General features: G+C 51.8%; 14 protein-coding genes, 1 tRNA gene and 3 rRNA genes. 4 read left to right on the forward strand and 14 right to left on the reverse strand.

All coding sequences use genetic code 11. The features are described from left to right. Positions 1–16 precede the first annotated feature (16 nt). Complete coding sequence (gene hemN / locus WH298_RS09435; protein WP_180822724.1) at positions 17–1390, reverse strand: oxygen-independent coproporphyrinogen III oxidase; 1374 nt, start codon at positions 1388–1390, stop codon at positions 17–19. 236 nt (positions 1391–1626) lie between these two features. Beyond that, the gene (yihI, locus tag WH298_RS09440; protein ID WP_180822725.1) at positions 1627–2148 is read right to left on the reverse strand and encodes a Der GTPase-activating protein YihI; all 522 of its coding nucleotides are present in this window, start codon (positions 2146–2148) and stop codon (positions 1627–1629) included. 556 nt (positions 2149–2704) lie between these two features. Between yihI and yihA the strand changes: the two genes are divergently transcribed. Beyond that, complete coding sequence (yihA, locus tag WH298_RS09445; RefSeq protein WP_007885234.1) at positions 2705–3346, forward strand: ribosome biogenesis GTP-binding protein YihA/YsxC; 642 nt, start codon at positions 2705–2707, stop codon at positions 3344–3346. Between the two features lie 72 nt (positions 3347–3418). Here the strand turns inward: yihA and spfP are convergent, their stop codons facing one another. The 5 genes from spfP to WH298_RS09465 all read right to left on the reverse strand — a co-directional run bounded on the left by spfP (position 3419) and on the right by WH298_RS09465 (position 8867). Then, positions 3419–3466: a small protein SpfP gene (spfP, locus tag WH298_RS23720; protein ID WP_071892919.1), complete on the reverse strand. Its 48-nt coding sequence runs from the start codon at positions 3464–3466 to the stop codon at positions 3419–3421. 275 nt (positions 3467–3741) lie between these two features. Further along, a complete protein-coding gene (polA, locus tag WH298_RS09450) occupies positions 3742–6534 on the reverse strand; it encodes a DNA polymerase I (protein ID WP_180822726.1) in 2793 nt (930 codons plus the stop codon). Between the two features lie 368 nt (positions 6535–6902). Then, positions 6903–7532 (reverse strand): thiol:disulfide interchange protein DsbA, encoded by a 630-nt coding sequence (gene dsbA / locus WH298_RS09455; RefSeq protein WP_007885230.1) that lies wholly within the window; start codon positions 7530–7532, stop codon positions 6903–6905. Positions 7533–7558: 26 nt separating this feature from the next. Next, a complete protein-coding gene (locus WH298_RS09460) occupies positions 7559–8545 on the reverse strand; it encodes a serine/threonine protein kinase (RefSeq protein WP_180822727.1) in 987 nt (328 codons plus the stop codon). 46 nt (positions 8546–8591) lie between these two features. Next, complete coding sequence (locus WH298_RS09465; RefSeq protein WP_007885228.1) at positions 8592–8867, reverse strand: YihD family protein; 276 nt, start codon at positions 8865–8867, stop codon at positions 8592–8594. Between the two features lie 71 nt (positions 8868–8938). On the opposite strand from WH298_RS09465, the gene mobA reads away from it, so the two are divergent. After that, a complete protein-coding gene (gene mobA / locus WH298_RS09470; protein ID WP_180822728.1) occupies positions 8939–9514 on the forward strand; it encodes a molybdenum cofactor guanylyltransferase MobA in 576 nt (191 codons plus the stop codon). Next, complete coding sequence (gene mobB / locus WH298_RS09475) at positions 9511–10014, forward strand: molybdopterin-guanine dinucleotide biosynthesis protein MobB (protein WP_180822729.1); 504 nt, start codon at positions 9511–9513, stop codon at positions 10012–10014. The genes mobA and mobB overlap by 4 nt, the downstream gene beginning before the upstream one ends. An 82-nt stretch (positions 10015–10096) precedes the next feature. Here the strand turns inward: mobB and rrf are convergent. The 4 genes from rrf to WH298_RS09495 form a co-directional block, all read right to left on the reverse strand. Continuing rightward, positions 10097–10212: ribosomal RNA gene (gene rrf / locus WH298_RS09480) — 5S ribosomal RNA — on the reverse strand. Positions 10213–10417: 205 nt separating this feature from the next. Beyond that, positions 10418–13324: ribosomal RNA gene (locus WH298_RS09485) — 23S ribosomal RNA — on the reverse strand. A 214-nt stretch (positions 13325–13538) separates the two neighbouring features. After that, a tRNA-Glu gene (locus WH298_RS09490) sits at positions 13539–13613 on the reverse strand. Positions 13614–13701: 88 nt separating this feature from the next. Then, positions 13702–15243, reverse strand: a 16S ribosomal RNA gene (locus tag WH298_RS09495). The 16S, 23S and 5S rRNA genes sit together here with 1 tRNA gene alongside, the layout of an rRNA operon. A gap of 554 nt (positions 15244–15797) precedes the next feature. Here WH298_RS09495 and mdtD point away from each other — a divergent pair. After that, positions 15798–17201, forward strand: a complete 1404-nt coding sequence (gene mdtD, locus WH298_RS09500) for a multidrug transporter subunit MdtD (protein WP_180822730.1) — start codon at positions 15798–15800, stop codon at positions 17199–17201. Here mdtD and rbsR read toward each other — a convergent pair. From rbsR to rbsB, 3 genes are all read right to left on the reverse strand, one after another. Then, complete coding sequence (gene rbsR, locus WH298_RS09505; RefSeq protein ID WP_202883443.1) at positions 17198–18181, reverse strand: ribose operon transcriptional repressor RbsR; 984 nt, start codon at positions 18179–18181, stop codon at positions 17198–17200. The two genes, mdtD and rbsR, sit on opposite strands and share 4 nt — an antisense overlap. A 13-nt stretch (positions 18182–18194) precedes the next feature. Continuing rightward, positions 18195–19124, reverse strand: a complete 930-nt coding sequence (rbsK, locus tag WH298_RS09510; RefSeq protein WP_007893647.1) for a ribokinase — start codon at positions 19122–19124, stop codon at positions 18195–18197. A gap of 64 nt (positions 19125–19188) precedes the next feature. Continuing rightward, complete coding sequence (gene rbsB, locus WH298_RS09515) at positions 19189–20064, reverse strand: ribose ABC transporter substrate-binding protein RbsB (RefSeq protein ID WP_007893644.1); 876 nt, start codon at positions 20062–20064, stop codon at positions 19189–19191. Between the last annotated feature and the right edge of the window lie 11 nt (positions 20065–20075).

The raw sequence follows: 20075 nt of genomic DNA on the forward strand, positions 1-20075 counted from the left end.
AATTTGCTCCCCTTTTTTATATCACTCGCGAGAACTGCTGCATGCGCATCTTTTGCCGCATATACACATCAAAGCACATACAGATGTTACGAATCAGCAATCGGCCTACACCAGTAACGTGCAGGCTGCGGCCTCTCTGCTCAACTAAGCCATCGGCCACCAGCGGCGCTAACAGGGCTAAATCCTCGGCAAAGTAGGCTTCAAATTCAATGGGGTACTGGGCTTCTACCGCAGTAAAATCGAGTGCAAAATTACAGATCAACGCCTTAATTACATCGCGGCGCAGACAATCATCTTCACTCAACGTGAGCCCCCGCCATAGCGCATTGCCGCGCAGCTCGACATCGCTGTAATAGGCTTTCAGCTCTTTATGATTTTGCGCATAGCTATCGCCCAACATACTAATAGCCGACACGCCCATACCGAGCAAATCGGTTTCGCCCTGCGTGGTGTAGCCCTGGAAGTTACGATGCAGCACGCCCGCACGCTGCGCGACCGCCAGTTCATCATCCGGACGCGCGAAGTGATCCATACCGATAAACTGATAACCTTCGCCGGTTAAGGTGGCGATGGTTTCCTGCAGAATTTGCAGTTTCTGTGCCGCACCTGGAAGCTCATCATCTTTGATTTTCCGCTGAGCAGCGAAAAGCGTAGGCATATGCGCATAGTTGAAGACACTAAGACGATCGGGATTCAATGCAATAACGCGCTGTAAGGTAAAGGCAAAGCTTTCCGGCGTTTGCAGCGGCAGACCATAAATCAGATCGAGGCTAACCGAGCGGAAGCCTTGCTCACGCGCCCGCTGCACCAGAGCAAAGATGGTTTCTTCGTCCTGCACGCGATTAACGCGTTCCTGCACCGCTTTATTGAAGTCCTGCACACCCATGCTCAGGCGATTAAAGCCTTCCGCGCGCAGATGATCGATCATCTCCAATTCGATTTCACGCGGATCGACCTCGATCGACATTTCAACATCATCGGCAATCGTAAAATGATCGCGTAGCAATGCTACCAGCCGACTGACCTGCTGCTGATTGAGAAATGTCGGCGTACCACCGCCCCAATGCAATTGAGTGACGCTTCGCCCCGCAAACAGCGGCGCACGCTGACGAATCTCCTGCTCCAGCACATCAAGGTAGCGATCGGCTTTGTGCAGCTGGCGCGTCACGATTTTATTGCAGCCGCAGAAGTAGCAGAGACGATGGCAAAACGGGATATGCACATACAGCGATAACGGACGATTGGGGTAGCGCTCAACGGCGTGCTGAAAATCAGCCTCAACAAAGTTCTCACTGAACTCAAGTGCGGTGGGATAAGAGGTATAACGCGGGCCAGCGTAGTTGTATTTTTCGATGAGGTGCTGATCCCAATCTATCTGCTGCGATGACATGCTCACTCCTTACGGTGACGTCGTCTGAGGGAGGGTCGCGTGGCAGAAGAGTGGACGAAGCGATGGGCTGAACGCCGACGTAAACGCGACTTCAGACGCGACAGGCGGCGTAGTTTAAACAATAACCAGAGCAGATAACATGTCAGCAGCAACGCGAAAATTGATCCAGGCCAAAACATAGGTGAATACCTGTTTAGCGCGGCATGCGTGAAAACGCATGCCGATCAAAATTTGCCTTAATTACCTTTTAACAGGCGCATCATATCTTCTTCGGCCTGCTCATCTTCCGCTTCGTCATCCAACGCGATGCCGAGCGTTTCCATCAGTTCGTCGATGCGGTCTAAGGTTTGATCCAGCCAGGCCTGATCTTCGCCACTGAGGGTTTCACCGTTTTCCAGGCGATCCAGCAACGTATCCAGACGTTCGTCATTTTCCAGCTTCGCCAATTCTTCTTGTGGCGTCAGACGAACTTTTTCCGCTTTTGGCTTTGGTTTGGCTTCCGGCTTCTTCGCCGTCTGGGTTTTACCATCAGCAACTAACGCGACTGGCGTTTTGCTGCCCAGGCGCGGATCCTGAGATTTTTTACCCTGGCCTTTGCCAGCGGTTTGCGTTTCCGGATTAGCGCGGCTGCCAGATTTATGACCGCTGTGCTTTTTGTCGCGTTTGCGATCGCGCGCTTCTTGATTGAGTTCTTCACGCGATTTGCGCTTGGCTTTCGCAGCAGGTTTGCCACGCGGGGCTGATGCAGGTTGCTTCATGGTGTCCGGTCTCGGCGATGCTTTGTGAGTTCAGTATAGAATTGCGGCGAAATCTAGCAGAAAGTAAGCAAAGAAAAAAGGCGATAGCCTATGCTATCGCCTTTTATCGCACCTTCATACGAAGGAAACACTGAATAAATCCTTTACGGCTCACAACGTCCCGGTTGCTCCATCGCCACATCGCTCCTGCGATTAATCCTTGTCCCTGTCCGATTCCTGCCTGAACCGCTTCCCGCCATGCTCTTGGTCATCCCCGACACTCCTGAGCTCATCATCCTTGATGGGTGCTGCCGTGCACTGACAACAAATGTAGACTAATAGGTAAAATGAACAAGTGAGACTTGTCTCTATTTTAGAGTGGCACTTCCCACTTATCTCTCAACAAATTGAAAAATAACACTTAAATCAATTGTTAATATTCAATGAAGCGGTAATCACTGGCAGTAAAAATCGTAGATCTCTTACAAAATAGCGTGTTAAGACGCTATCGGGCACTTTTGCGCCATTACAGGTATAATCAGCCCTATTGCCCGATTCATTTTGCTGGAGTTTCACTTTGTCTGCTTTGAACTATCACATGACCCATTTCATGCTCAGCGCCCCTGATATTCGCCACTTACCGGCGGATGTAGGTATTGAAGTTGCTTTTGCCGGGCGCTCGAATGCAGGCAAATCCAGTGCGCTGAATACCATCACTAACCAAAAAGGTCTGGCACGTACCAGTAAAACGCCTGGCCGAACTCAGCTCATTAACCTGTTTGAAGTAGTTGAAGGTAAATGTTTAGTCGATTTGCCGGGTTATGGCTATGCCCAGGTTCCGGAAGAGATGAAGCGCAAATGGCAGCGCTCGCTGGCGGAATATTTGCAAAAACGTCAGGCGCTAAAAGGCCTGGTGGTATTAATGGATATTCGCCATCCGCTGAAAGATCTTGATCAGAACATGATTGAGTGGGCCGTTCAGAGCCAGATTCCAGTCCTTGTGCTGCTGACCAAAGCTGACAAGCTGGCATCCGGCGCACGTAAAGCGCAACTGACTATGGTGCGTGAAGCCGCGCTGGCCTTTAACGGCGATGTGCAGGTGGAAATGTTCTCTTCTCTTAAGAAGATGGGCGTTGATATTGTGCGCAAGAAACTGGATAGCTGGTTCAATGAACTGGAGCCAGCACAAGAAGGTGATGGCGAAGAGCAAGCAGAGTAACGTTGTTGTGGCTTTTGAGATGAAGCCCAATAAAAAACGCCCCAGTCATAAATGACTGGGGCGGCTAAATATTCAGCCAAATCCGATTACGTGAAGTAAAAGGTCTGAAAGATAGAACATCTTACCTCTGTACCCTACGCGACAAACTCTACCTGATTTTACGCGCCCTACAAAGGGTTTTTTGTTATTAACTTTCAGGATTCGACATCTTTTTTACTAAGCTCATCACATTTTTATACGCGCAATGTAGTTTAATTACTAAAAAAATGCTTAGGCGTTAAGCAGTTACAAAACGCGCATTTTATAGACCGCTTTACAACGTTGCTGAACCGATTAAGTAAACTTTTTTCTTATGATGATGTCAGCGGCATGCATATACCGCTAACTGCGCTACATCAATGCGCTTCATCCCAGTTATCGCCGGTTCCCACTTCAACCTGCAACGGCACATCCAGCTTCATGCTGTTCTCCATCAGCTCACGAATGGTCTTGATGGCGCCCTCTACTGCGTCGCTGCGGATCTCAAACACCAGTTCATCGTGTACCTGCATTATCATCCGTACAGCATCGTCTTTTTGCTCCAACAGCCAGCCATCAACTGCAATCATGGCGCGCTTAATGATATCTGCAGCCGTGCCTTGCATTGGTGCGTTGATCGCGGCACGCTCAGCGGCTTTACGACGAATAGCATTACTAGAGGTAATATCCGGCAGCCACAAACGACGACCATCGAGCGTTTCAACATAGCCTTTCTCTGCCGCCTTTGAGCGCGTCTCTTCCATATAACGCAGCACGCCCGGGTAGCGTTCGAAGTAGAGATCCATGTATTTCTTCGCCTCGCCCGCGCCGATATTCAGCTGACGAGAAAGGCCAAAGGCGCTCATACCGTAGATCAAACCAAAGTTGATCGCCTTAGCACTGCGGCGCTGCTCACCAGAAACCTTGCTCAGCGTGACACCAAACACTTCTGATGCGGTAGCACGGTGAATATCTTCGCCCTGAGCAAACGCATCCAGCAGGCCTTTATCTTGTGATAAATGCGCCATAATGCGCAGTTCAATCTGTGAATAGTCCGCAGCAACAATAATATTGCCTGGCCCGGCAATAAACGCCTGGCGAATACGACGACCTTCTTCGTTGCGCACCGGGATGTTCTGCAAGTTAGGATCGGTAGATGAAAGTCGCCCGGTCGCCGTTACTGCCTGGTGATAGGAGGTGTGCACTCGACCCGTAACCGGATTGATCATCAGTGGCAGCTTATCGGTATACGTCGATTTCAGCTTCGAAAGGCCGCGATGTTCCAGAATTACCTTCGGCAATGGATAATCTAGCGCCAGTTCAGCCAGTACTTCTTCACTGGTGGAAGGTGCGCCGCCGGGCGTTTTTTTCGTCGGCTTAATACCCTGTTTTTCAAAAAGAATGGTTTGCAGTTGTTTAGGTGAAGAGAGGTTAAACGGTTCACCCGCTAACTCATGCGCTTTCAGCTCCAGCTCAGCGACACGCGTGGTCAACTCCTGTGAGTGTTTCGCCAGGATATTTTGGTCGATCAACACGCCGTTGCGCTCAATTCGCGATATCACCTTCAACAACGGCATTTCAATCTCTTCAAATACCTGTTTTGGCCCCGCCTCTGGCTCCAGCTTCGCCCACATTTTCAGATGCAGCTGCAGCGTGACATCGGCATCTTCAGCGGCATAGTGCCCAGCTTGCTCAAGCGCAATCTGATTAAAGGTGAGCTGATTTTTGCCTTTGCCAGCGATCTCTTCGAAAGTCACCGTTTTATGGTTCAGCCAGCGCGCTGCCAGGCTGTCCATATCGTGTTTACCTCCCACGCTGTTCAGGCAATATGATTCCAGCATGGTGTCGAATTTAATGCCGTTAAGTTCAATATCGTAATTCTTCAATACACCGCGATCGTATTTGAGATTCTGGCCAACTTTCGCCGCGTTACCGTCTTCCAGCAGCGGTTTCAGCTGCTTCAGCACGTCATTACGATCCAGCTGTTCGGGTGCATCCAAATAGTCATGGCCAACGGGCAGATAGGCGGCTTCTCCCGGTGCGACAGCAAACGCAATACCGACAATGTTAGCGCTCAGTGTATCCAGCGAATCAGTTTCCAGATCGAAAGCGAAGAGTTCGGCGCTTTTCAGCTTTTTCAGCCACTCAGCGAATGTCGCTTCATCAAGAATGGTGACGTAGCCGTCCGCTGATAGCACGCTGGTGGTTTCTGCGACGGGCGCAACAACTTCACTTAGCTGCGATTTCTGCGTCTGCGAGTTGCTCTTCTTGCCTTGTTGCAGCCATGTGCCATCCTGCAAATCAGCGATCCAGCGTTTGAACTCGTAACGGCTAAATAAGGTTTGCAGCGCTTCAACATCAGGCTCGTTTACGATCAGTTGATCGCACGTCAGATCCAACGCAACGTCGGTTTTAATGGTTGCCAGTTGATAAGAAAGGAAAGCCACATCGCGGTTTTGTTCCAGCTTCGCCGCCATGGTTTTCGCACCGCGGAAAGAGAGATCGGCCACTTTGTCGAGATTGTCGTAAATCGACTGCATACCGCCAAGACCTTGCAGCAAGGCTTGAGCCGTTTTCTCACCGACGCCCGGGACACCGGGAATGTTGTCCGAGCTGTCGCCCATCATGGCGAGGAAATCGATAATCAGCGTTGGAGGTACGCCATATTTCTGTTCGACCTCTTCCGGGCCCAGCACGGTATTCGTCATGGTGTTGATCAGCGTTATCGCCGGCGTGACGAGCTGCGCCATATCTTTATCACCGGTGCTGATTAATACCGGACGGCCAAGTTTTTCCGCTTCCAGAGCCAAGGTGCCGATCACATCATCCGCCTCAACGCCGGATACCGCCAACAGCGGCAGGCCCATCGCTTTCACCATCTCATGTAACGGTTCAATCTGCGCCCGCAGATCGTCTGGCATTGGTGGACGATGCGACTTGTAGTGCTCAAATAACTCATCGCGGAAGGTCTTGCCTTTAGCATCGAAGACCACAGCCACATGGCTTGGCTGATACTGCATCAACAAACTTTTCAGCATGTTAAGCACACCATACATGGCGCCAGTTGGCTCGCCTGCACTGTTCGTTAGCGGCGGAAAGGCATGATATGCACGGTACAGATAAGAGGAGCCGTCGACCAGAATCAGGGGATTTTCTGCAATTTGCGCCATAGGTTCGTATTTTCTTCGTTGCGATAATGAGGGCTATAAGGATGCCACAACCGGAGGAGAATGTTGAATGCACTCAGGGAAGTCAGGATCTTTTTCGTCGTTACGCGGCACGGATCGCAAGGATCAGGTTGTGGATAAGTTTGTGCGTAAAAATCATAACATATTGTTATTTACGTTAATTGTAATTACTTTGGAATTAAAATTATATATATATCATAAAGTTATATTCCGAATGCAACCTTATGCAACGTAATGAAAAGATGATCATCCATGTGGATATTAAGCGGAGGGCTTATATAAACATCGTATTAGTAAAACTAAAAAGGCAATAAAAAACGCCGACGTTGTCGGCGTTCTCTGAAGCTACATTACTTCTTTTCTACCAGGAATTTCACGACGTTGGCGTAATCAGCAACGAAGTTATCCATTGAGCTGGTATCCAGGCCGCCGTTGTTAACCATATATTTACCGTTAACAAAGATTGCCGGCACACCCTGTAGATTTACGTCAGCAGCTGCTTTTTGCTGCTGCGCAACCAGCGCTTTCACCGCGAAGCTGTTCCACGCCGCATCGTAATCTTCGGAGGAGATACCTGCCGCTTTGATAAAGGTCTCTTTCAGGCTCGCCGCATCAGTAACGGTTTGAGTTTTCTGAATACCGTCGAAAATAGGTGCAGTTACTTTGCTTTCTACGCCCAGCGCCATTGCAACAGCCCATGCCTGAGTAACGATTGGACCGAATTGGCCACCAAGGAAATCAACGTGGTATTTCGTCACTTTAGTGTCAGCCGGCAGGTTCTTTTTCACTGCATCGCTCACGTGATAAACGCGTTCGAACTGGTAGCAATGCGGGCAGAAGAAGGAGAAGAACTCCAGAACCTGCGGCTCACCGGCTACCGGCTTCGGCAAAGTAACGAACTGTTTACCATCGTTAAACTGTGCCGCAGAGGCGCCAAATGCCAGCATCAAACCTACCAGCGCAAACATGATCTTTTTCATCGTGAAACAATCTCCTGAGTACTTCATTAATATTGCGGGCTAAGCTGCAACGGCGGTTCGTTTAACAGCCTCTCCTGCTCGATAAATAATGCAATCTGCCGGCGCCAAAAATCCTCATCTGTCATCCAGGGAAAGGCGCGCGGAAAAGCGGGATCCTGCCAGCGGCGTACCACCCAGGCCAAATAATAAACCATGCGCATAGCGCGTAAAGGTTCAATCAGTGACAATTCATGTAAATCAAAATCGCCGAATTCATCATAGGCTTCCAGCAAAATGTCCCATTGAATCAATTGTTCCTGACGATCGCCGTTGACCAGCATCCATAAATCCTGCACGGCCGGCCCGGTACGCGCATCATCAAGATCGACAAACATCGGCCCTTCACGCCACAGAATATTGCCGGGATGGCAATCCCCATGCAACCTAAGCGGCTGCCACTGCGTATGCCAGCGCTGCTGCAACGTAGTGCTCAGCTTATCAACGGCAGCAAGCAGTATGTCTTTTAAAGAAGCGGGTACTAACGTGCTTCTTTCCAGCTCCTGCCGTGGTTGAAACACATACTCTTCCAATCCAAACGCTGGGCGCTGCTGGAACGGACTTTGCCTTCCGGTTTGATGGATGCGTCCAAGAAAGCGGCCCACCCATTCCATCTGTTCCTCATTGTCGGTTTCATATTGTCGGCCGCCCAAACTGGGAAAGACTGCGAACATAAACCCGGCATGATGATTCAGCGTACTGCCCTGTAGATTTAGCGGTGCGGCAACCGGCACTTCATCGTCCAGCAGATCCTGCGTGAACTGATGCTCTTCAAGAATCTGCTGTGCGCTCCAGCGCTGTGGACGATAAAATTTCGCCACATAGCGTCGCTTCTCATCATCGCTAAATTGATAAACGCGATTCTCATAGCTATTGAGGGCAGTTAAGCCTGATTCGACACGCAAACCCGCATCCCAAAGTGCATCAAGAATGACATCGGGATTTAGCGTCTGGAAATTAAAGGCGGCTTCGCTCATCATTTTGCCTGTATCTTACCTTTGCGATTAATGCGCAAGGATAACACTACTCATCATCCTTAATCACACCACGAGCACGTAATAGCGCGGTTTTGAAGTCCACTTCATAATCCTTTTTTAGGCCGGGTATTTCAGCGTCGCTGCCTGCTTCACGCATTTTGAGATGGTAAATCAATACATCGTCCGTTAATTCACTTAATGGGCCACTGAAACCAGATTCATGCGCCAGTTTTTGTAAAAATGCCAACAAGTTGATGTCGGACTCCTTTTGCCATGCTGGTTGCAGAAGATCGATCAGTTCATTGAGTCGGTGATATTTCATCATTGATTCCTTTATGCAGGTGGTACGCTGCCGCTATATAAGTATCGTCCAGAATAGAGAAGGAGACGAAGATGACAGCATTTACCGGCGTGATCCTCGCAGGTGGGCAAGGCAGCCGTATGGGTGGACAGGATAAAGGGTTACTAATGCTACAAGGTGAACCCCTTTATCAGCATGTTTTGCGGAGATATCGACCGCAGGTCGATATTGTGTTGATAAGCGCTAACCGTAACATTGATCGCTATCAGGCAAGTGGTTGTCAGGTAGTTACTGATTCAATGCCTGATTATCCCGGACCGTTGGCTGGCATGCTTAGTGGTTTGCGTCACAGTAAAACTGCATGGGTCGCCTTCTGCCCTTGTGATACGCCTTGGCTTCCCAGTGATCTTGTTGCGCGTTTATGGCAGGAACGTGGCGATGCACCCGCAGTATGGGTGAAGTCTTCTCAGCGCGATCATCCTGCTTTAGCGCTAGTGAATTGTGCACTGGCCGATGATCTCGAAGCCTGGCTACTCCGCGGCGAACGGCGTTTGATGCAGTTTTTACGCGAGCATGATGGACATGCCGTTGCGTTTTCAGATGCAGAATCGGCCTTCCGTAATATTAATACACCCGATGACCTGGTTAATGAGGAAACGTTGTCATGACCGTGCCTTTGCTGGCCATTTCTGCCTGGAGCGGAACCGGAAAAACCACATTGCTAGAGCAAGTTATTCCGCAACTGAAAGCACAAGGCATACGATCAGGCTTAATCAAGCATACGCACCACCAAATGGATATCGATTCGCCTGGGAAAGACAGCTATTTGCTGCGTAAAGCCGGAGCGGATCAGGTGATCGTCGCCAGTAATAAACGATGGGCTTTGATGGTTGAAACACCCAACCAGACGCCAAGTCTCGCAGAGTTAGCATTTAGGATGGATTGTTCGGTATTAGATTTGATACTGATTGAGGGCTTCAAGAATGAACCAGTGCCTAAAATTGTGCTTTGGCGGCGTGATATACCGGGTCAGATTGAGGATTTAATCGATGAGCACGTGATCGCGGTGGCTACTGATGAAGATTTGAAGATTGATTTACCCTATTTGGATATTAATCAGCCGCAGCAGATTACTGATTTTATTATTCAGTGGCTTAAAAGTCTTTGAAATGACTGTATTAGCGCTTTTTATGAAATTTAGACGTAAAAAAGCCCTGAACTTCCGTTCAGGGCTTCTTCACCTAATTAATGCCTGGCAGTTCCCTACTCTCGCATGGGGAGACCCCACACTACCATCGGCGCTACGGCGTTTCACTTCTGAGTTCGGCATGGGGTCAGGTGGGACCACCGCGCTAAAGCCGCCAGGCAAATTCTTGCGCACGAAACGAATATTTTTCACTGATGCCGCGTTGCTCTCCCTCGCGTTACTCAGTCACATACTTTCGTATGCTCCCTCGTTCCGTCTCAGTCGGCGCCTCGCCTCAGCGTAAAATCTTTCGTTTCCGCTAATTTTCTATCCGTTAAACAAGCTGAAAATCCGGTCTCTCAGACCAAAACGCCTCTGGCGTTGTAAGGTTAAGCCTCACGGGTCATTAGTACCGGTTAGCTCAACGCATCGCTGCGCTTACACACCCGGCCTATCAACGTCGTAGTCTTCAACGTCCCTTCAGGACTCTCAAGGAGTCAGGGAGAACTCATCTCGGGGCAAGTTTCGTGCTTAGATGCTTTCAGCACTTATCTTTTCCGCACTTAGCTACCGGGCAGTGCCATTGGCATGACAACCCGAACACCAGTGGTGCGTTCACTCCGGTCCTCTCGTACTAGGAGCAACCCCCCTCAATTCTCCAGCGCCCACGGCAGATAGGGACCGAACTGTCTCACGACGTTCTAAACCCAGCTCGCGTACCACTTTAAACGGCGAACAGCCGTACCCTTGGGACCTACTTCAGCCCCAGGATGTGATGAGCCGACATCGAGGTGCCAAACACCGCCGTCGATATGAACTCTTGGGCGGTATCAGCCTGTTATCCCCGGAGTACCTTTTATCCGTTGAGCGATGGCCCTTCCATTCAGAACCACCGGATCACTATGACCTGCTTTCGCACCTGCTCGAGCCGTCACTCTCGCAGTCAAGCTGGCTTATGCCATTGCACTAACCTCCTGATGTCCGACCAGGATTAGCCAACCTTCGTGCTCCTCCGTTACTCTTTGGGAGGAGACCGCCCCAGTCAAACTACCCACCAGACACTGTCCGCAGCCCGGATTACGGGCCTACGTTAGAACATCAAACATTAAAGGGTGGTATTTCAAGGTTGGCTCCACGCAGACTGGCGTCCACGCTTCAAAGCCTCACACCTACCCTACACATCAAGGCTCAATGTTCAGTGTCCAGCTATAGCAAAGGTTCACGGGGTCTTTCCGTATTGCCGCGGGTACACCGCATCTTCCAGGCGATTTCAATTTCACTGACTCTCGGGTGGAGACAGCCTGGCCATCATTACGCCATTCGTGCAGGTCGGAACTTACCCGACAAGGAATTTCGCTCCCTTAGGACCGTTATAGTTACGGCCGCCGTTTACCGGGGCTTCGGTCAAGGGCTTCTCCTTGCGGATAACCCCATCAATTACCCTTCCGGCACCGGGCAGGCGTCACACCGTATACGTCCACTTTCGTGTTTGCACAGTGCTGTGTTTTTAATAAACAGTTGCAGCCAGCTGGTATCTTCGACTGGCTTCGGCTCGGGGAGCAAGTCCCTTCACCTACGCGCCAGCGTGCCTTCTCCCGAAGTTACGGCACCATTTTGCCTAGTTCCTTCACCCGAGTTCTCTCAAGCGCCTTGGTATTCTCTACCTGACCACCTGTGTCGGTTTGGGGTACGATTTCGTGTTACCTGGAGCTTAGAGGCTTTTCCTGGAAGCAGGGCATCAGTTACTTCACCACCGTGGTGGCTCGTCGTCACGCCTCAGCCTTAAGACACCCCGGATTTACCAAAGGTGTCAGCCTACACGCTTAAACCGGGACAACCGTCGCCCGGATAACCTAGCCTTCTCCGTCCCCCCTTCGCAGTAACACCAAGTGCAGGAATATTAACCTGCTTCCCATCGACTACGCTTTTCAGCCTCGCCTTAGGGGTCGACTCACCCTGCTCCGATTAACGTTGAACAGGAACCCTTGGTCTTCCGGCGAGCGGGCTTTTCACCCGCTTTATCGTTACTTATGTCAGCATTCGCACTTCTGATACCTCCAGCATGCCTCACAGCACACCTTCGACGGCTTACAGAACGCTCCCCTACCCAACAACGCATACGCGTCGCTGCCGCAGCTTCGGTGCATGGTTTAGCCCCGTTACATCTTCCGCGCAGGCCGACTCGACCAGTGAGCTATTACGCTTTCTTTAAATGATGGCTGCTTCTAAGCCAACATCCTGGCTGTCTGTGCCTTCCCACATCGTTTCCCACTTAACCATGACTTTGGGACCTTAGCTGGCGGTCTGGGTTGTTTCCCTCTTCACGACGGACGTTAGCACCCGCCGTGTGTCTCCCGTGATAACATTCTCCGGTATTCGCAGTTTGCATCGGGTTGGTAAGCCGGGATGGCCCCCTAGCCGAAACAGTGCTCTACCCCCGGAGATGAGTTCACGAGGCGCTACCTAAATAGCTTTCGGGGAGAACCAGCTATCTCCCGGTTTGATTGGCCTTTCACCCCCAGCCACAAGTCATCCGCTAATTTTTCAACATTAGTCGGTTCGGTCCTCCAGTTAGTGTTACCCAACCTTCAACCTGCCCATGGCTAGATCACCGGGTTTCGGGTCTATACCCTGCAACTTAACGCCCAGTTAAGACTCGGTTTCCCTGCGGCTCCCCTATACGGTTAACCTTGCTACAGAATATAAGTCGCTGACCCATTATACAAAAGGTACGCAGTCACCCCATAAATGAGGCTCCCACTGCTTGTACGTACACGGTTTCAGGTTCTGTTTCACTCCCCTCGCCGGGGTTCTTTTCGCCTTTCCCTCACGGTACTGGTTCACTATCGGTCAGTCAGGAGTATTTAGCCTTGGAGGATGGTCCCCCCATATTCAGACAGGATACCACGTGTCCCGCCCTACTCTTCGAACTCACAATCTGTGCACTTTCGTGTACGGGACTATCACCCGGTATCGTGCGACTTTCCAGACGCTTCCACTAACGCACAAACTGATTCAGGTTCTGGGCTGTTCCCCGTTCGCTCGCCGCTACTGGGGGAATCTCGGTTGATTTCTTTTCCTCTGGGTACTTAGATGTTTCAGTTCCCCAGGTTCGCCTCGCAACACTATGTATTCATGTTGCGATGATGCACTGAGTGCACCGGGTTTCCCCATTCGGACATCGTCGGCTGTAGCGGTTCATATCACCTTACCGACGCTTTACGCAGATTAGCACGTCCTTCATCGCCTCTGACTGCCAGGGCATCCACCGTGTACGCTTAGTCGCTTAACCTCACAACCCACAGGCGTTTTGCAACGCTCGGGACTGTAAGCATTTGAGAGACTCGAACGCATCGTGATTTCATTCCTATTACGGAGAATGAAAACGACGCGTCGTTTCAATTTTCAGCTTGTTCCGGATTGTTAAAGAGCAGTATCTCAAACATGACGGTTACGTCAGTTTTGAGATACGTCGTGGAGACACCTTTCACCTGTCACCAAGCAAGTGGCGTCCCCTAGGGGATTCGAACCCCTGTTGCCGCCGTGAAAGGGCGGAGTCCTAACCGCTAGACGAAGGGGACACGATAGTGTCACGACTTCGCAGCCGTCTTGCTCATTACTTTCTATCAGACAATCTGTGTGAGCACTTCGCGGGAAGGTATCTTCAGGTAAGGAGGTGATCCAACCGCAGGTTCCCCTACGGTTACCTTGTTACGACTTCACCCCAGTCATGAATCACAAAGTGGTAAGCGCCCTCCCGAAGGTTAAGCTACCTACTTCTTTTGCAACCCACTCCCATGGTGTGACGGGCGGTGTGTACAAGGCCCGGGAACGTATTCACCGTAGCATTCTGATCTACGATTACTAGCGATTCCGACTTCACGGAGTCGAGTTGCAGACTCCGATCCGGACTACGACGCACTTTATGAGGTCCGCTTGCTCTCGCGAGGTCGCTTCTCTTTGTATGCGCCATTGTAGCACGTGTGTAGCCCTACTCGTAAGGGTCATGATGACTTGACGGCATCCCAACCTTCCTCCAGTTTATCGCTGGCAGTCTCCTTTGAGTTCCAGGCCGGACCGCTGGCAACAAAGGATAAGGGTTGCGCTCGTTGCGGGACTTAACCCAACATTTCACAACACGAGCTGACGACAGCCATGCAGCACCTGTCTCAGCGTTCCCGAAGGCACCAAAGCATCTCTGCTAAGTTCGCTGGATGTCAAGAGTAGGTAAGGTTCTTCGCGTTGCATCGAATTAAACCACATGCTCCACCGCTTGTGCGGGCCCCCGTCAATTCATTTGAGTTTTAACCTTGCGGCCGTACTCCCCAGGCGGTCGACTTAACGCGTTAGCTCCGGAAGCCACTCCTCAAGGGAACAACCTCCAAGTCGACATCGTTTACGGCGTGGACTACCAGGGTATCTAATCCTGTTTGCTCCCCACGCTTTCGCACCTGAGCGTCAGTCTTCGTCCAGGGGGCCGCCTTCGCCACCGGTATTCCTCCAGATCTCTACGCATTTCACCGCTACACCTGGAATTCTACCCCCCTCTACGAGACTCTAGCCTGCCAGTTTCGAATGCAGTTCCCAGGTTAAGCCCGGGGATTTCACATCCGACTTGACAGACCGCCTGCGTGCGCTTTACGCCCAGTAATTCCGATTAACGCTTGCACCCTCCGTATTACCGCGGCTGCTGGCACGGAGTTAGCCGGTGCTTCTTCTGCGGGTAACGTCAATCGGTGAGGTTATTAACCTCACCGCCTTCCTCCCCGCTGAAAGTACCTTACAACCCGAAGGCCTTCGTCATACACGCGGCATGGCTGATACAGGCTTGCGCCCATTGTCCAATATTCGCCACTGCTGCCTCCCGTAGGAGTCTGGACCGTGTCTCAGTTCCAGTGTGGCTGGTCATCCTCTCAGACCAGCTAGGGATCGTCGCCTAGGTGAGCCATTACCCCACCTACTAGCTAATCCCATCTGGGCACATCCGATGGTGTGAGGCCCGAAGGTCCCCCACTTTGGTCTTGCGACGTTATGCGGTATTAGCTACCGTTTCCAGTAGTTATCCCCCTCCATCGGGCAGTTTCCCAGACATTACTCACCCGTCCGCCACTCGTCACCCAAGGAGCAAGCTCCTCTGTGCTACCGTCCGACTTGCATGTGTTAGGCCTGCCGCCAGCGTTCAATCTGAGCCATGATCAAACTCTTCAATTTAAGTTTGATTTGCTTAAACAAGTTAAGCGGTGCTCATCTGTAAAACGTCATAATGAATTTCATTATGTGTTCACTCGTGAGACTTGATATTTTTTTGCGTCCGGAGACGCTGATATCAATCCTGCGAGTGCCCACACAGATTGTCTGATAAATTGTTAAAGAGCGTTGCGAACAGCGGGTTAACCGCCTGTCGCGAGGTGGCGTATATTACGCTTTCCTCCTTCAGAGTCAAACACTTTTTTCAGCGCTTTCATCCGGCGGGATGAATTTCTTCATTCCCTGCTGAGCCGCCTGCGTTGCCGCTTTGCCGTCTCAGTGGTGGCGCATTATAGGGAGTTATTCGGAGGTGACAAGGGTTTATTGCAAAAAAATGACTGAGCGCCTCTTTTTTAAACGAACGCGTTAAAAACAGACATATCTCGCCGAATTAACAGTCAAAATCGCCGCTTCATCGACACAAATCAGCGCCATCACCTCAAACACCAATGCTATTCTGTTAAACCAAACGCAATTTACTTTGTTGCAGGCTGACAATTATTCGAGAAGGACTTTCAATGATTCGCTCCGCGCGCAGTATGGCCGGCTTGCCCTGGATCGCCGCCATGGCGTTTTTCATGCAAGCACTCGATGCCACCATCCTTAATACCGCGCTTCCCGCTATTGCCGTCAGTCTCGAACGATCTCCTCTTGCCATGCAATCGACTGTCATCAGTTACACGCTTACGGTAGCGATGCTGATCCCGGTAAGTGGCTGGCTGGCCGATCGCTACGGCACTCGCAAAGTTTTTATCATTGCCGTTTCTCTGTTTACGCTGGGTTCACTGGCTTGTGCCTTATCCGGCTCGTTGAGCATGTTGGTGATATCTCGCGTGGTACAGGGGATTGGCGGAGCGATGATGATGCCCGTCGCGCGTTTAGCACTTCTGCGCGCATATCCCCGCAGTGAACTGCTGCCCGTTTTAAACTTCGTCACCATGCCAGGTTTAGTGGGACCGATTCTTGGCCCGATGCTTGGCGGCTTGCTGGTAACTTACGCCAGCTGGCACTGGATATTCCTGATCAACATTCCCATCGGTATCGCGGGCATCTTTTATGCGCGCAAATATATGCCGGACTTTACGACGCCGAAACGCCGCTTTGATTTTTTAGGTTTCCTGCTGTTTGGCTTAGGCCTGGTGCTGATTTCTGTCGGCATTGAACTGTTTGGCGAGCGTGTTGTGCTGCCGTGGCAAGCGTTATTGGTGCTGTTTAGCGGCGTCGCGTTACTTCTTCTTTATATAGTGCATGCACGTCGCCATCCGGCACCGCTGATCAATTTACCGATGTTTAAAACCCGTACCTTTTCGGTCGGCATCATTGGCAACATTGCCTCGCGTCTGGGAACCGGCTGTATTCCGTTCCTGATGCCGCTGATGTTACAGGTAGGCTTTGGTTATCCCGCACTGATTGCCGGTTGTATGATGGGACCGACGGCGATTGGCGCGCTGCTGGCGAAATCGACGGTGACGCAAGTGCTACGCCGCTTCGGCTATCGTCATACGCTGGTTGGTATCACCATTATTATCGGCATGCTGATTGCCACCTTCTCACTGCAATCGCCGGGCGGCAGCGTAGTCATGTTGCTGGCGGCACTGTTGATTCTGGGGATGGCGATGTCGACGCAGTTCACCGCGATGAATACCATCACGTTAGCGGATTTAAATGATGAGAACGCCAGCGGCGGGAACAGTGTGCTGGCGGTAACGCAGCAGCTGTCGATCAGCTTTGGTGTGGCGGTGAGCGCCGCGGTACTGCGTTTCTATCAGGATGTCGAGGCGACAACCGTCGCGCAATTCCACGCCACCTTCCTAACAATGGGCGTCGTCACCGTGTTGTCAGCTTTCACCTTCATGATGTTACGTCCGGGCGATGGCCGAAATCTCATCGCCAACCGCGAGAAAAAGAAGAAAGCCGCTTAAACCGAACCGCGCTCCACCAGCTCCGGCGTCAGCACCAGCGTTTGCTGACTGGCGTCGGGATCGCTCATACGATGAATCAAGGTATCAATCGCCAGTTCGCCGAGCTCATCTTTCGGTTGATGGATGGTGCTAAGCGGCGGCGTCAGGTAACGCGCCAGCTCGATGTTGTCATAGCCCATCACCGCAATATCCTGCGGCACACGCAAGCCGGCCTGGAACAAAGCGTGATAGACGCCAACCGCCATAGCATCGTTACTGGTAAACACCGCTTCAGGTAACGCATCTAACGCCAGCAGCTGGTTCATCGCATTGAAACCGCCCTGAAACTCGAAATCGCCATCGACGACGTAGCCCGGCGGCACCGACAATCCGCGGTTGGCCATCGCTTTATGGAAACCTTCCAGACGCAAACGCGCCGGGGTTTTATCCTGCGGTCCCGCAATACAGGCAATACGCGTGTAGCCGCGATCGATCAGATGCTGAGTGGCCAGCTCGCCGCCCAGCAGCGCGTTATCCTGAATAATGTCACCGCGCCCTTCAAATGGCGCCCAGTCCATCATCACCATTGGCACCGACGGATAACGATTGAGGATCTCCGCCGACGGCAGATGGGTTTCGGTACACATCATCAGCAAACCATCGACACGCTTTTGCATCAACGTTTCGAGGCTGCGATTCATGCGTTCTTCATCGCCTTCGGTATTGCACAGAATCAGGCTATAGCCGCGTTCGTAGCAGCTATTCTCCACGCCACGCACCACTTCAGAATAGAACGGGTTACTGCTGGCGGTCAGCAGCATGCCAATGGTGCGCGTTTGCTTGAGCTTCAGGCTGCGCGCCAGCGCGGACGGCGCATAGTTGAGTTCGCGAATCGCCTGATCCACCTTTTCCCGCACCTGCTCGCTGACAAAGCGATTGTTATTGATGACGTGAGAAACGGTGGAGGTAGAGACGCCCGCCAGGCGAGCGACATCTTTCATGGTAGCCAAGCGCTTAGCCCTGTTGTTGCAGGAAGGCGTCGATCTCAGTGCGCCACGGCACTGAGGGTTGAGCGCCCGGACGCGTCACCGCAATCGCGGCGGCGGCATGGGCGAAACGCACGGCATCATGCATCGCTACGCCTTCCAGACGCGCGGTGATAAACGCACCGTTAAAGGTATCGCCCGCAGCGATGGTATCGATGGCCTGCACGCTGAAGCCCGGAATACGCACGCCGTTTCCTTGTTCACTCAGCCACACGCCGCGACGGCCCAACGTGATTAACACGGTAGCAATACCTTTGGCATGCAATGCCTGCGCGGCACGCGCTGCGTCTTCATCGCTCTTTACCGCGATACCGGTGAGAATTTCTGCCTCAGTTTCATTTGGCGTGATGATGTCAATCAATCCGAGCAGCTCATCAGAGAGTTGTGTGGCTGGCGCGGGATTGAGAATCACCTGGGTATGCTGCTCACGGGCAATTTTCGCCGCTGCCAGTACGCTTTCCAGTGGCGATTCCAGCTGCATCAGCAACGCATCTGCATCGGCAATGACCTGCTGATGATGCGCAACGCGGGCAGGGGTTAGGGCCGCATTGGCGCCGGAATAAATACCGATATTATTTTCGCCTTCGCCATTGACGAAGATCATCGCCACCCCGGTGGCTTCATCCGCGACGATTTCGACCGGCGCAGTATCAATGCGGTCTTGCTGCAGCTGCTGACGAATGCGTGCACCAATATCATCGGCACCGACACACGCAATAAATGCAATATCAGCCCCTGCACGGCCAGCGGCTACTGCCTGATTGGCCCCTTTGCCGCCAAAGGCAATTTGATACTGTTTGCCGATCACCGTTTCGCCCGGACGCGGAAAGTGGGCGAGGTTAAGGATGTGATCGGCATTGATGCTGCCGAGAACGGCCAGTTTTGCGCTTGTGGTCATTGGGATTCATCCAGAAAGATGCGCCACCAGGACGGTGGCGCGTTGCCCTGCTTTTCTTTACTTATTATTTGGTCACCAGCTTCAGGTCAACCGGGTTCACCGACTGCACCTTCTCACCTTTCAATACTTTATCGGCAGTCTGCACGCCAATCACGCCAATCTTATCTGGCATCTGTGCCACAGTAGCGGTCAGTTTACCCGATTCTACCGCCTTCACACCGTCAGCGGTGCCATCGAAGCCCACCACCAGCACGTCAGTTTTCCCGGCAGTTTGCAGCGCACGCAGCGCGCCCAACGCCATTTCGTCGTTCTGAGCAAAAACAGCCTGTACATCCGGATGTCCCTGCAGCAGGTTCTGCATCACGTTCAAACCTTTGGTACGGTCAAAGTCAGCAGGCTGGCTCGCCAGAATATTGAATTTGTGCGCATCAGCCGCCTGTTTGAAGCCTTCGCCACGCTCGCGCGCTGCAGAAGTACCGGCAATACCCTGCAGTTCAATGATTTTCGCGCCTTCGCCCAGCTTTTTGGCGATGAAGTCACCGGCCATTTTGCCGCCGAAGCGGTTGTCAGAAGCAACGTGACTCACCACGGTACCTTGTGCAGCAACACGGTCCAGGGTGATCACCGGAATGTTCGCCTGGTTCGCCATCTTAACGGCGTTGCCCACTGCATCAGAATCGGTTGGGTTGATCAGCAGCAGCTTGGTGCCGCGCACCGTCAGATCCTGCACGTTCGCCAGCTCTTTCGCCGGGTTGTTCTGCGAATCCAGCACTACAAGGTTATAACCCAGTTGATCAGCTTCTTTCTGTGCGCCATCTTTCAGTGACACAAAGAACGGATTATTCAGGGTTGAAACCACCAGAGCAATGGTGTCCTTAGCCATCGCGCCAGCACTGAGGGTAGCGCCAAGAATGACGGCCAATGCAGTTAACTTTTTCATTTTTAAATCCT

It is taken from the genome of Pantoea nemavictus, from assembly GCF_037479095.1.
Taxonomy (GTDB): Bacteria; Pseudomonadota; Gammaproteobacteria; order Enterobacterales; family Enterobacteriaceae; genus Pantoea; species Pantoea nemavictus.